Consider the following 12,417-nt stretch of genomic DNA (forward strand, 5'->3'; position numbering starts at 1 on the left):
GGCGGAACGGGGCGGTGGGGGCGGTGCGGTGCGGAGGCAGGACGGGCAGGACGGGCAGGACGGGCGGAACGAGGGCGGAACGGAACTTTTCGAAGGGGACGGCAGCGAGCCGCGGCAGACGGCAACGGACACGAAGGTCAGCGGGTTCGCGGGGACGGGGCCTCCTCCGGCGCCGGATCCTGGGCGCCCGGCTCCGCCGCTGCGGCCTTCTGCGCCGCCCGCGCGATGTTGCGTGCCATACCGCCGAAGACGACCGCGTGGAACGGGGAGACGCCCCACCAGTACACGTGCCCGAGCAGCCCGCGCGGATGGAACAGCGCCCGCTGCCGGTAGCGGGTGCGTCCCTCTGCGCCGTGCTCGGCGTACATCTCCAGCCAGGCCAGGCCCGGCAGTCTCATCTCGGCTCGCAGCCGTAGCAGCCGGCCCGGCTCGATCTCCTCGACCCGCCAGAAGTCCAGCGAGTCGCCGACCCTCAGCCGCGAGGCGTCGCGGCGGCCGCGGCGCAGTCCGACGCCGCCGACGAGGCGGTCGAGCCAGCCCCGTACCGCCCAGCCGAGCGGGAAGGAGTACCAGCCGTTGTCACCGCCGATCCCCTCGATGACCCGCCACAGGTCCCGGGGTGAGGCGTCGACGTCCAGCGCGCGCTGGTCGGTGTAGAGGCTGCCCCCGGCCCAGTCGGGGTCCGTGGGCAGCGGGTCGCTCGGGGCCCCGGGCGGCGCGGCGGAGGACCAGCGGGTGGCGACCTGCGCGTCGCGTACCCGCTGCAGCGCCAGCTCCAGGGCCTCGTCAAGGCCGGCCGGGCCACCGGGCGGGTCGGGCACATAGCGGGCGATGTCGTGTTCCCGGCAGACGACCTCGTGGCGGAGCGATTCGGCGAGGGGCCGGGCCAGGGCCGGCGGGACGGGCGTGACCAGCCCTATCCACAGGCTGGACAGCCGCGGTGTCAGCATCGGCACGCCCAGGATCAGACGGCGGGGCAGCCGGGCCACCTCGGCGTAGCGCCGCATCATCAGCTCGTACGTCACCACGTCCGGTCCGCCGATGTCGAAGGAGCGGTTCACGTCGGCCGGCATCGTGGCGCTGCCGACGAGGTAGCGCAGCACGTCTCCGACGGCGATGGGCTGGACACGGGTGCTCACCCAGCTCGGGGTGACCATGACCGGCAGCCGTTCGGTGAGGTAGCGCAGCATCTCGAAGGAGGCGGAACCGGAGCCGATGACGACGGCCGCGCGCAGCACGGTCGCGGGCACCGGCGCGCGGAGGAAGATCTCGCCGACCTCGGCCCGGGAGCGCAGATGGGGGGAGAGTTCGTGCCCGGGCACGGCGGCGGGTGTCAAACCGCCCAGGTAGACGATGCGCCCCACGCCCGCGGTGCTCGCCCGCTCGGCGAACGCCTCGGCCGCCTCGCGGTCGGCCTCCTCGAACGACGCCCCGGAGCTGAGCCCGTGGACGAGGTAGTACGCCACGTCCACATCGCGCAGCGGCTCTTCGAGCGAGCAGGGGTCGGTGACATCACCGTGGACGACCTCGACGTCCCGGGCCCAGGGGTGGTCGCGCAGCTTCCCCGGCGAGCGCGCCATGCAGCGGACCTCGTATCCGGCCTCCAGCAGCGCGGGCACCAGCCGGCCGCCGATATACCCGGTCGCGCCGGTCACGAGACAGCGCGGCCGCGCGGAGTCCCGGCCGACGCCCTGTCCACTCATGCGAACCTCCGACTCCCGCGGCTGCCCCGGCCGCTCGCTCTCCTGCCACCTTGCCTCGCGAAGAATGCTTCCGCTCGGCGGGGGGCGGCGGATGCGGAGCGGCCCGGGAGCCGGCCGCTGAGCCGCGGGCCGGACCCGGCAGGCGCCCCGCGCCTGCGGCCTGGCCGCGCCCGTATCGGTGCACCGGCCACCGCGGGTGCGCCGCGCCCCGCCCCCGCCGTACTACCGCCGCACCGCGACACCGCGACACCGCGACACCGCGTTGACTCGCGCCGCGTGCCGGGCGGAACCCGCTGCCCCGGCGTGTCGCGCACCCCGGCGGAACACCCCCGTAGGCGGGGTTTACCCCGGGCACCGACGGTAACGCTCAGTACCACACGGTCACTGAGAGAAACACAACCCCATACCCGGAGCCAGTCTGAGCCACTCAGTCGTCCCCGTAGAGGAGGAAGTCATGTCGATCGGTGCGCTTGCCATCCTGGGGGTGGCCGCCGTCGTGATCCTCGCACTCGTCATGGCGCGGCCCGTGCGGCGCACACCCCCCGGACGCCTCCGTCCCGAGTCCGGCCCACCTCGGCTGAGGCCCATGAGCAGCAGCGAGGCCGGCCAGTACCTCGCCCAGTGGTCCGTCATCGCGGAGCAGTTCGTGGAGTCACCCGGCGAGGCCACAGCAAGGGCCTGTCAACTCCTCGACACGGTGGCGACGGCGCGCGGCCTCCCCACCACCCCGCAGGAACTGCAGACGCGGACCCTGGGCGCCCTCTTCCCCGGCCACGCCGAGGCGGCCCGCAGACTGCGGCACGCCTGCGAACTGGCGGCGGCGGGACACGGGGACGTGGAGACCATGCGTCAGGCGATGCTGGCCGGCCGTGCGCTGCTGGCGGAACTGGTGGCCGCCCCTCCCCGCGTTCCCGACATGGCACCGGTCGCGGTCGCGCAGCGCAAAGCCCTACCGGGACGGCGGGTCCCACCGCAGCGCTCGGCGACCCTCCACCCCTGAGGCTCGAACCCCCCTGAGGCCCGAGCACCCTGGCAGGGAGGATCCGGGGCACGGAAGGCCGGGGCACCCCGCCCCCTGCGCGCTGCCGGCGTCAGCCCGGCCGCCGGCCCGTGCCCCGCCCGCGAGGGGCACGGGCCGGCGGGACCCGGGGCTCAGGTGGCGGCGTGCCGGACCGGCTGACGGCCGTGCGGGCGGGCGAGGTTGTCCGGCAGCAGAATGCACCTCAGCTGCTCCTCCGTCAGCAGACCTTTGGCGAGGACGAGTTCCTGCACACTCCGCCCGGAGTTCAGCGCCTCCTGCGCGACGGCGGTCGCCTGCTCGTAGCCGATGTGCGGGTTGAGGGCGGTCGCCAGGCCGATGGAGCGGGAGACGAGGTCCGCGAGGTGCTCCCGGTTGGCCGTGATGCCGTTGACACACCGCTCGGCGAGGGTCAGACAGCCCGCCCGCAGATGGGTCAGGCTCTTGAGCAGGCTGTGGGCGATCACCGGTTCGAAGGCGTTCAGCTGGAGTTGCCCTGCCTCGGCGGCCATGGTCACGGCCATGTCGTTGCCGACGACCTCGAAGGCGATCTGGTTGACGACCTCGGGGACGACGGGGTTCACCTTTCCGGGCATGATGCTCGAACCCGCCTGCACCGGGGGCAGATTGATCTCGGCGAACCCGGCGCGCGGCCCGCAGGACAGCAGCCGCAGATCATTGCAGGTCTTCGAGAGCTTGACCGCGATCCGCTTGAGTACACCGGACAGCTGGACGAAGGCGCCGGCGTCCTGAGTGGCCTCCACCAGGTCCTCGGCGACGGTCAGCGGCAGGCCGGTGACGGCCCGGAGGTTCCGGGCGGCCATCGCCGCGTACCGGGGGTGGGCGTTGAGCCCGGTGCCGATGGCCGTCCCGCCCAGGTTGATCTCGCGGATGAGTTCGCGGGCCTCGGTGAGTCGCTTGTGGTCCTCGCCCAGCATCACGGCGTACGTCGCGAACTCCTGGCCCAGGGTCATGGGGACCGCGTCCTGGAGCTGCGTACGGCCCATCTTGAGGACATCCGCGAACTCCTCGGCCTTCGCGTCGAAGGCCCTGCGCAGCACCTCCATGGCGTCCAGCAGCCGCTGGGCGGCGAGATCGAGGGCGATCTTCACGGCGGTGGGGTAGACGTCGTTGGTGCTCTGGCCCGCGTTGACGTCCTCCAGCGGGTGCAGCCTCGCGTACTCGCCCTTCCGGTGGCCGAGGAGTTCCAGGGCCCGGTTGGCGAGAACCTCGTTGGCGTTCATGTTCGTGGACGTGCCCGCACCGCCCTGGATCACGTCGACCACGAACTCGTGATGCAGCTCTCCGGCCCGTATCTCCTCGCAGGCGGCGACGATCGCCTCCGCCTTGGCCGTGTCGAGCAGCCCGAGTTCGCGGTTGGCGAGCGCCGCGGCCTGCTTGACGCAGGCGAGGGCGGTCACGAGGTCCGGATAGGCCGAGACCGCGGTGCCGGTGATCGGGAAGTTCTCGACGGCACGGAGGGTGTGGATGCCGTAGTAGGCACCCGCGGGGACATCGCGCTCGCCGAGCAGGTCGTGCTCGCGCCGGAACTTGCTGCCGGGGGCGTCGTCACGCGGGCTGTCGGAGGGGAGTCGGTCGTGCGTGGGCATGGCGCCGGCTTTCGTATCGGGTGACGGGTACACCGAGGGGACGCGGAGGTAGCGGACGGGCGGAGGCAGCGGACGGCGGAGGCTGACGGGCGGCGGAGGCTGACGGGCGGACGCCGCCCGACCCGGCACTAGAGGCGCGCCAGGTCTGCCGGCCTGGCGCCGGCGTCCACCGGTTCGCCCAGCGCATGGCGCAGCAACCGCTCCCCCTCGCGGGCGTCGCCGGTGGCCAGCAGCGCGCTCAGTACGGCGATCCGGGCCTGCCCGGCGCGGAGTGTTCCGGTCGGTACGGCGCCCGCGGCCACGAGGTCCACGGCCCCGCCCTGGGTGTAGATCTCGGTGACCGGGCCGGCATGCACCCGGGTGGTCAGGGCGACGAGCACGCCGCGGGAGGTGGCCGCGGCGACGGCCTCGGCGATCTCCGGGGTCGCGTTCCCGGCCCCGGTGGCCACCAGGACGACGCCCCGGGCCCCCGCGTCGAGCGCGGCGTGGAACAGCAGCGCGTCGGCATCGCAGTGGTGCATGATCATATCGACGCGCGGAGCGGTCGGCTCCGGTACGGCGGGCAGCGGAAGAGCCGCAGGGCGCAGCGGTCGGCGCAGGACGGAAACCCTGCCGAAGCCGATGTTCCCCAGAGACGCGCCGGAAGGATCGGCGAAGGCGTCGCGGGCGAGGGTCTGCGTCTTGACCGTGCCGCGGGCCGGGTGCACCTTCCCGTCGAAGACGATCACGGCGCCCAGGTTGCGGACGGTCGCCGCGGTCAGCAGGGCGTCGTGGACGTTGCCGGGTCCGTCGCCGTCCACCGCCTCGAGCGGCAGCTGCGCGCCGGTGAAGACCACCGGGCGCGGGTCGTCGTGGTGGAGGTCCACCAGGAAGGCGGACTCCTCAAGGGTGTCCGTGCCATGGGTGACGACGATCCCGTCCACTCCCGGGTCCTTGAGCACCTCGTGGACGGTGCGCAGCAGGGTCAGCTGGTGGCGGGTGGTGAGCCGGGGGCTGTTCACGCTGCAGAGGTCGACGACCTCGACACTGACGCCCTCCGGCAGCGGGGCGGTGGCCACAACCTCTCCGCCGTCGGCGGCGGCGGCGAAGCCGGCACCCTGCCGGCGGCTGGCTATCGTCCCTCCGGTGCTGATCACGACGATCCGTCCCACAGTGCGCGTTCCTCCTCGGTTCGGGGGCGTGCCCCGGGGCGGCGGTTCCCACGGGACGCGCGGCCCGACCCCGCTCATGGCTCCGGCCGGGCAGCGCCCCATGGCTGGCTCCGGCGGTGGCCGGAGCGGCGGGCGCAATCATAGAAGTTCCCGTGCGCAATTTGATCGCCAGTTCAGCCCTGCGTTCCGTAGGGGATTGGTGGATGATTGCGTCATGGACGAGATCGACCGGGCAATCTTGCGCGAGCTTCAGAACGACGGCCGGCTGAGCAACCAGGAACTGGCCCAGCGCATCGGTCTCACGCCCTCCCCTTGCCTGCGCCGCGTCCGGCAGTTGGAGCAGGACGGCGTGATCAGGGGCTACCGCGCGGTCGTCGACCCGGACGCGGTGGGCCGGGGGTTCGAGGTGCTGGTCTCCATCGAGGTGGCGCGCGACCGCGATGCGGTCGAGTCGTTCGAGGAGGCGCTTCAGGACATCCCGGACGTGGTCGAGGCGTACCGGCTCTTCGGCAGCCCGGGGTGTCTGCTGCGTATCGCCGTGAGCGACCTCCGGGCCTACGAACGGCTGTGGATCGAGCAGTTGACGGCACTGTCCGGTGTGACCGAGGTCAACTCCCAGATCATCATGAAACGGATCAAGGAACCGCGCGGGCTGCCGGTGGACGGCTGAACCGGACCGCCCGGCGCCGGTTGCCGGCGGCCGGCTGAACCGCCGCCCCGCAGAAACGCACCGCCGGGTCCGTCCCACGGCCGACACGCGCCAAGCCCCGGGACGCCCGCCGGTGCGCACCCGGCCACGGGCCACCCGACCGTAGAAGCCTGCCCCACGGCCGGCACGAAGCCCGGCACGGGCCACCGGCCGCACATACCCGGCCGTGGACCACCTGCCGTTCGGGCAGCAGGCCCTTCGGGTCGGCCCGCCGGCCCCCGGCGGGGGACGGCGCACGGGCGGCACACCGCCCTGCACCGCCGTTCGCTGCCGCCGTCGCCCGGCCCGGCAGGCCCGGGCCGCGGGATCCCTCGGGCCGTTCACTGCAGCCGTTTCCGGCCATTTCCACCCGATCCAGGAATCCCAGCGGATCCAGGTGAATCCCGGCCCGGCGCGCCCCAGCCCGGCCCGGTGCGGCCGCCATGCCCCGTGACCAGGGGACGGAAACGGCGTTAGCCGTACCGCGAACGGACGCCCACGGGTGGCAGCGGGGTACGGCACACATCAGGCTGACTACACCACATAACGCGCCATTCGTAGAAATCAACCGAAAAACCCGGCAAAGGAACGGTAATGTTCGGCCCGGTGCAGCACTGACATCCAAGGAGTTGGGCAGTGATCTCACGTGTGTCAGCGGGCATTCTGCTGATCTGCGCGGTTCTGCTGCACGTGGTGACTCCGTTGTGCGTCACCCCCGGCACCCCCCGGGCCGCGGCGGCCGTCGTCGCCGCAGAGAACAGCACCCCCCACACCGCGGTCATCGTCGCCAGCGCCGACGGCGCCGGCCTCCACCACGACGAGTACGACCCGCGCAACCACCCCTCCCGGCTCGCCCCGCTCAGCACCCATGCCCCCGCCGGCCACGGCGGTGGCGGCACCGGCCAGGGCGGCGCCCCGGACGAGGTGGCGGGCCCGCCGCCCGCCGCCTCGGCCGGCACCGCGAGACACAGCCGGAACCCGGGCGCCGCACCGGCGCCGACCCTGAGCGCCCTGCAGTCGTTCCGCTGCTGACCGGCAGGTGCGCCGCCGCTCACCGCCCTCCGAGCCCCCCGGGAAGCCCCCGGGGCGCAGGCCCGGTGCCGGTCGACGCCCTGTCACAGGGCGTCGGCACCTCGGTGGCGCACCCCTCTTCGACGAAGCAGACCCCTTTTCCATCGAAGAGACCGAGGTACCACCGTCATGCAGTCACTCATCGAGCACGCCCGCCGGTTCCCGGCACGGATCGCCGGCCAGCAGGGCGCCTACGCGGCGCTCGCGCGGGGACAGCACCCCCAGGCCCTCTTCATCACCTGTTCCGACTCCCGGGTCATCCCCTCCCTGATCACCGGCGCCCGGCCCGGCGACGTCTTCGAGGTGCGTACCGCCGGAAACATCGTTCCCCCCTGGCAGCCGCAGGCGGCCTGCGCGGTCGGGGGCAGTCTGGAGTTCGCCCTGGAGGCCCTGGAAGTGCCCGACGTCGTCGTGTGCGGGCACTCGCACTGCGGCGCGGTCAAGGGCATGCTCCGGGAGCAGGACGTCCGGAGCATGCCGCTGGTACGGGACTGGCTCACCAGGGCCGGGCACGGCACCGGCCGGGACACGCCGGCACCGGGGTCGTCCACCGACGGGGAACTGGCACCCGCCGTACAGCGGCACGTGCTCACCCAGCTGGACCATCTGCGGACCTACCCCTGCGTCACCCGGCGGCTGGAGACGGGCCGACTGCGGCTGCACGCCTGGTACTACACGGTCGAGACCGGCGAGGTCCTCGCCTGCCCACCGGACAGCCGCGAGTTCCGGCCCCTGTGATCCGGGCCGGCACCCCGGCCACCGCCACCGGCGGCGGGCCCCGGCGAGGGGCCGGCCGCACCGGCGCAGACTCCCACGACGTTCCTTCCTCATCTCCCGAGAGAACGCCATGCCCTTGATCACCGCAGAGCGCCGGCGCACCCTCCGCGCCGACGTCACCGCCTCGCTCGTCGTCTTCCTCGTCGCCCTTCCGCTGTGCGTGGGCGTGGCCGTCGCCTCCGGCGTACCGGCCGAACTCGGCCTCATCACCGGCATCGTCGGCGGTCTGGTCACCGGGCTGCTCCCCGGCAGCAGCCTTCAGGTCAGCGGCCCGGCGGCCGGGCTGACCGTCCTCGTCTTCACCGCCGTGTCCGAGTACGGGCTGCCCGCGCTCGGCGTCATCGTGCTCGGCGCGGGACTGATCCAGGTCGTACTCGGCGCCCTGCGGCTCGGCCGCTGGTTCCGCGCCATCTCGCTGGCGGTCGTCCAGGGCATGCTCGCCGGCATCGGGCTGGTCCTGATCGCCGGCCAGCTCTACGCCCTGGCGGACGCCAAGGCCCCGGGCGGCGGTTTGGCCGACCTCGCGGGTCTGCCCCGGCTGGTGCTCGCCACGCTCACGTCGCAGCACGCCCTCCTTGCCCTCGCCGTGGGTGTGGGCACGGCGCGGCTCATCGCCGTGTGGCCGCGGATCTCCGGCCGGGCCGGGGTGGTGCCGGGTGCGCTCGTCGCGGTGGGTGCCGCGACCGGGCTCACGGCGCTGCTCGACCTGCCGATCTCCCGGGTCGAGGTCCAGGGGCTGCTGCACGCGATCCAGCCGCCCGGTCTGTCCGACGCGGCGCGCCTCGCCGACATCGGACTCGCCGCCACGGTCGTGGCGTTCGCGCTGATCGCCTCGGCCGAGAGCCTGTTCAGCGCCAACGCCGTCGACCGTCTCCATTCGGGCCGCCGCACCGACTACGACAAGGAGCTGATGGCGCAGGGAGCCGGCAACACCGTCTGCGGTCTGCTGGGGTCGCTGCCGATGACCGCCGTCATCGTGCGCAGCTCGGCGAACGTCCGGGCCGGGGCGCGCACCAAGCTCTCGCGGGTGCTGCACGGCGTATGGCTCCTGCTCTTCGTCGCCCTCCTCCCCCAGGCGCTGTCCTACGTCCCGACCGCCGCGCTCGCCGGTGTCCTCATCCACGCGGGGTGGAAGCTGATCCCGGTACGGGAGATCAGGCCGCTGTGGCGCGACCACCGCGGCGAGGCCGTCGTCCTCCTCGTCACGGCGGCGGCGATCGTGACGACGAACATGTTCGAGGGTGTGCTCATCGGACTGCTGCTCGCGGTCGTCAAGACCGCGTGGGCCATGTCCCACGTCCATATCTCGGTCTCCGACAGCGGGATCGGGTCCGTCCGGGTCAGGCTCACGGGCAATGCCACGTTCCTGCGGCTGCCCCGCATCCTGGACACCCTGGAGGCACTGCCGCAGCGCCATGTGGAGCTCGACCTCTCCGGGGTGCGCCATCTGGACCACGCGTGCATGACCGCGCTGCAGGGCTGGGCGGACGAGCGCAACGCCCACGTCTCGCAGCCTGCCGCGGGGGCCGGCTCCCTCGGCGGCCCGGCAACGGCCGGTACCGCGGGCGACACGCCGAAGGACCGGGAACCGGCCGCGGTGGCGGGCGGCCCCCCGGGAGGGCCGCAGGCCGCCGGTACCGCGGTCGGTACCCCGAAGGGCCGGGAGCCGGCCACGGGCACGGGCGACACCCCGGCGGGGGATCCGGCGGCCACCGCGTCGGCCGGTGCGGCCGGTGCTGCCGGGCCGCCCCGCAGCCCGGCCTCTCCGGTCCCCAAGGGGCCGTCGGCCTAGCCCAAGGGCACGGCCCCGTCCCGGCGGCACGCAATCCCCGGGACGCCGTCGGGATCAGCTTCACCGGGATCATCTCCGAGCGGGCCACGCCCTCTTGAGGGGTGATCCCGGTGGCCCGCAGCCGGCGGGCGACGGGGCGCCGACCGCACCGGACAGCGGGCCGGACAGCGGGCCGGACTGGCTTTGGCCCAAAGCCGTGAAGTTATGGCTGTCGGATCGGTGTGGACCGCCTCCAGGACGGCATGCTGCTGCTGGCGGATGCCGGCCTGTACTCCTGGCAGCTATGGCAGCGGGCCCGCGAACGCGGCGCCCACCTGTGCTGGCGCATCGGCGCCGGCGTGGAGCTGCCCCTGGCCAGGGCGCTGGACGACGGCTCGTACCCGGCCCTGCTGTACACGCAGGGCCTGCACGCACCCACCCGCCGCGGCGCGCCCGGCTCCTTGACGGGCAGATCCCGCCTGACGCGACCGACGCGACCCTCGTCGCTTTCGAAGGCCCGCTCGGAGTCGCTGTCGCCTCACGTCCTGGCGAGGCCGTACGAAGACGCCTCTGCGCCCCGGACCCGGTCACCCGGTCCGCTCCGGCGCGAGTTCCTCGACCAGCGCCTCGACGAGCGTCCTGATCCGGTCGCGGATCGGGCGTACGGCCTCCACCCCCTGGCCCGCGGGGTCCTCAAGCGTCCAGTCCAGGTAGCGCTTGCCGGGGAAGACGGGGCAGGTGTCGCCACAGCCCATGGTGATGCAGACGTCGGACTCCTTGACCGCGGCAACGGTCAGGATCTTGGGTGTCTCGGCGGAGATGTCGATGCCGACCTCGCGCATCGCCTCGACCGCTGCCGGGTTGACCTGCCCCGCGGGAGCGGAGCCGGCGGAGCGGACCTCGATACGGTCGCCGGCCAGATGGGACAGCCATCCGGCGGCCATCTGGGAGCGGCCCGCGTTGTGGACGCAGACGAACAGGACGGAGGGCTTCTCGGCCATCGTGGGTCTCTCTCGTGTGTCGCGTACGGTGTCCTGCCGCGTCACGCGGGGGCGTGAGGACGTCTGGTGAAAGTCCCTCCCGGCCCGCGACGCACGGCACGCACTCCCCCGTCACCCGGACGGCGCGGGAGGCGCCCCGGCGCCGCGTGACCGGATGCATCCGCGTACGTCCGGTACGAGGACGGCCCTCTGGCGTGCCCCCACCGGACGCCGGGACCCCGCCCTGCGGGCGGACGGAGCGACTTTCGCCCCATGCCCTGGGAGGGAATGACATCAGTACCCCATAGCATCAGCGGCTACTGATATGACAGTATCAGCCCATGATGACGTCAGTCGACACTGATCTGATGAGGGTGCTGGCCGACCCGCTGAGGCTCCGGATCGTGACCCTCCTCGCCGGGGAGACGCTGTGCACCAGCCATCTCGTCGAGGAGACCGGCGCCAGGCAGACGAACCTCTCGAACCATCTGAAGGTGCTGCGCGAAGCGGGCGTGGTCGAGACCGAGCCGTGCGGGCGCTTCACCTACTACCGGCTCAGGCCCGACGTCATCGAGTCACTCGCCGACCGGTTCGCCGATCTGGCGAGGACCGCGCGCGCCACCGCCGAGGCCGACCGCAGGCGTTCCTGCCCCTGATCAGCGCGCCCCGCGCGCCCGCACGCATCAAGGAGTCCCGTTGAGCGCCACCGAGGCCGCCTCCGCCCGCCCGGCCGATTCCCCCTCGGCTGCGGCCGTCGCCCCGGGGCCCGCGCCGGGCGCCACACCGCCCCGCGCCCCCCTCGCCGCCCGGGCGGCGGCCGAACTGGTGGGAACCGGGGCCCTGGTGGCCGTCGTCGTCGGCTCCGGTATCCAGGCCACCGATCTCACCCGTGACGTCGGCCTCCAGCTCCTGGCGAACTCGATTGCCACGGTCTTCGGTCTGGGTGTGCTGATCGTCCTGCTCGGCCCGGTCTCCGGGGCCCACTTCAACCCCGCCGTGACACTCGCCGAAGTGTGGAACGCGCGGCGCGGACGCGGCGGCGTCACCGCACGCGAGGCCGCGGTGTACGTCCCGGCCCAGACCGCGGGCGGGATCGCGGGCGCGATCCTCGCCGGCGCGATGTTCGGCGAGCCGCTGGTGGAGTGGTCCACGCACCAGCGGTCCGCAGGCAACCTGCTGCTCGGCGAGGTCGTGGCCACCGCCGGGCTGATCCTGCTGATCTTCGGCCTGGCACGCACCGACCGGCTCCGGTTCGCGCCCGCGGCGGTCGCCTCCTATATCGGCGCCGCCTACTGGTTCACCTCATCCACGTCCTTCGCCAACCCGGCGGTGACGATCGGGCGGGCTTTCACCGACACCTTCGCCGGCATCGCCCCGTCCTCCGTGCCTGGGTTCGTCGGCGCCCAACTCGCCGGCACCGTCGTCGGACTGGCCCTGGTGGCCCTCGTCTTCGGGGCCGGCCGCCCCGCCGGGGCACATCCGGCGGCATGACCCGGCAGACGCGGGTGGCGGTGATCGGCGGTGCTCGGCTGCGGCCAGTCGGGACCGGCCGCAGCCGAGCGTCCGCGACGCCTGATCGCCGGCCATCACCCGCGGCGCCCGGACGTCGACCTCACCGCCTTCCTTGCCGGCTCCACCGCCTCACCCG

Annotated in this window: 11 protein-coding genes; 7 read left to right on the forward strand and 4 right to left on the reverse strand. The window is 73.3% G+C overall.

Going from position 1 to position 12,417, the window contains the following annotated elements:
* Positions 1-137 precede the first annotated feature (137 nt).
* Complete coding sequence (locus SCWH03_RS17950) at positions 138-1,703, reverse strand: SDR family oxidoreductase (RefSeq protein WP_173265270.1); 1,566 nt, start codon at positions 1,701-1,703, stop codon at positions 138-140.
* A 454-nt stretch (positions 1,704-2,157) separates the two neighbouring features.
* On the opposite strand from SCWH03_RS17950, the gene SCWH03_RS17955 reads away from it, so the two are divergent.
* Complete coding sequence (locus SCWH03_RS17955; protein WP_173265271.1) at positions 2,158-2,703, forward strand: hypothetical protein; 546 nt, start codon at positions 2,158-2,160, stop codon at positions 2,701-2,703.
* 152 nt (positions 2,704-2,855) lie between these two features.
* Here the strand turns inward: SCWH03_RS17955 and aspA are convergent, their stop codons facing one another.
* Both aspA and SCWH03_RS17965 read right to left on the reverse strand, forming a co-directional pair.
* Positions 2,856-4,331, reverse strand: a complete 1,476-nt coding sequence (gene aspA / locus SCWH03_RS17960; protein ID WP_173265272.1) for an aspartate ammonia-lyase — start codon at positions 4,329-4,331, stop codon at positions 2,856-2,858.
* Between the two features lie 128 nt (positions 4,332-4,459).
* On the reverse strand, positions 4,460-5,482 hold the full coding sequence (locus SCWH03_RS17965; protein WP_173265273.1) for an asparaginase: 1,023 nt from the start codon (positions 5,480-5,482) through the stop codon (positions 4,460-4,462).
* Positions 5,483-5,696: 214 nt separating this feature from the next.
* On the opposite strand from SCWH03_RS17965, the gene SCWH03_RS17970 reads away from it, so the two are divergent.
* The 4 genes from SCWH03_RS17970 to SCWH03_RS17985 all read left to right on the forward strand — a co-directional run bounded on the left by SCWH03_RS17970 (position 5,697) and on the right by SCWH03_RS17985 (position 9,810).
* On the forward strand, positions 5,697-6,152 hold the full coding sequence (locus tag SCWH03_RS17970) for an Lrp/AsnC family transcriptional regulator (RefSeq protein ID WP_173265274.1): 456 nt from the start codon (positions 5,697-5,699) through the stop codon (positions 6,150-6,152).
* A 654-nt stretch (positions 6,153-6,806) separates the two neighbouring features.
* Positions 6,807-7,202 carry a hypothetical protein gene (locus tag SCWH03_RS17975; protein WP_254076824.1) on the forward strand — a complete coding sequence of 132 codons (396 nt, stop codon included), beginning with the start codon at positions 6,807-6,809 and terminating at the stop codon, positions 7,200-7,202.
* 168 nt (positions 7,203-7,370) lie between these two features.
* Positions 7,371-7,979, forward strand: coding sequence for a carbonic anhydrase (locus SCWH03_RS17980; protein ID WP_173265275.1), 609 nt, complete (start codon positions 7,371-7,373; stop codon positions 7,977-7,979).
* 109 nt (positions 7,980-8,088) lie between these two features.
* Positions 8,089-9,810 (forward strand): SulP family inorganic anion transporter, encoded by a 1,722-nt coding sequence (locus tag SCWH03_RS17985; protein ID WP_254076825.1) that lies wholly within the window; start codon positions 8,089-8,091, stop codon positions 9,808-9,810.
* 566 nt (positions 9,811-10,376) lie between these two features.
* Here SCWH03_RS17985 and SCWH03_RS17990 read toward each other — a convergent pair.
* The gene (locus SCWH03_RS17990) at positions 10,377-10,790 is read right to left on the reverse strand and encodes an arsenate reductase ArsC (RefSeq protein ID WP_173265276.1); all 414 of its coding nucleotides are present in this window, start codon (positions 10,788-10,790) and stop codon (positions 10,377-10,379) included.
* A gap of 320 nt (positions 10,791-11,110) precedes the next feature.
* Between SCWH03_RS17990 and SCWH03_RS17995 the strand changes: the two genes are divergently transcribed.
* Both SCWH03_RS17995 and SCWH03_RS18000 read left to right on the forward strand, forming a co-directional pair.
* Complete coding sequence (locus SCWH03_RS17995; protein ID WP_173265277.1) at positions 11,111-11,425, forward strand: ArsR/SmtB family transcription factor; 315 nt, start codon at positions 11,111-11,113, stop codon at positions 11,423-11,425.
* 40 nt (positions 11,426-11,465) lie between these two features.
* A complete protein-coding gene (locus SCWH03_RS18000; RefSeq protein ID WP_173265278.1) occupies positions 11,466-12,260 on the forward strand; it encodes an aquaporin in 795 nt (264 codons plus the stop codon).
* Positions 12,261-12,417 lie beyond the last annotated feature (157 nt).

This window comes from Streptomyces pacificus (genome assembly GCF_011766325.1).
In the GTDB taxonomy this organism is placed as follows: domain Bacteria; phylum Actinomycetota; class Actinomycetes; order Streptomycetales; family Streptomycetaceae; genus Streptomyces; species Streptomyces pacificus.

What these genes read in the sequence shown, in the direction of transcription:
- SCWH03_RS17980 (WP_173265275.1), top strand. Translation starts at nt 7,371, where the DNA reads ATGCAGTCACTCATCGAGCACGCCCGCCGGTTCCCGGCACGGATCGCC.
- SCWH03_RS17950 (WP_173265270.1), bottom strand. Translation starts at nt 1,703, where the DNA reads ATGAGTGGACAGGGCGTCGGCCGGGACTCCGCGCGGCCGCGCTGTCTC.
- aspA (WP_173265272.1), bottom strand. Translation starts at nt 4,331, where the DNA reads ATGCCCACGCACGACCGACTCCCCTCCGACAGCCCGCGTGACGACGCC.
- SCWH03_RS17955 (WP_173265271.1), top strand. Translation starts at nt 2,158, where the DNA reads ATGTCGATCGGTGCGCTTGCCATCCTGGGGGTGGCCGCCGTCGTGATC.
- SCWH03_RS17985 (WP_254076825.1), top strand. Translation starts at nt 8,089, where the DNA reads ATGCCCTTGATCACCGCAGAGCGCCGGCGCACCCTCCGCGCCGACGTC.
- SCWH03_RS17990 (WP_173265276.1), bottom strand. Translation starts at nt 10,790, where the DNA reads ATGGCCGAGAAGCCCTCCGTCCTGTTCGTCTGCGTCCACAACGCGGGC.
- SCWH03_RS17995 (WP_173265277.1), top strand. Translation starts at nt 11,111, where the DNA reads ATGATGACGTCAGTCGACACTGATCTGATGAGGGTGCTGGCCGACCCG.
- SCWH03_RS17970 (WP_173265274.1), top strand. Translation starts at nt 5,697, where the DNA reads ATGGACGAGATCGACCGGGCAATCTTGCGCGAGCTTCAGAACGACGGC.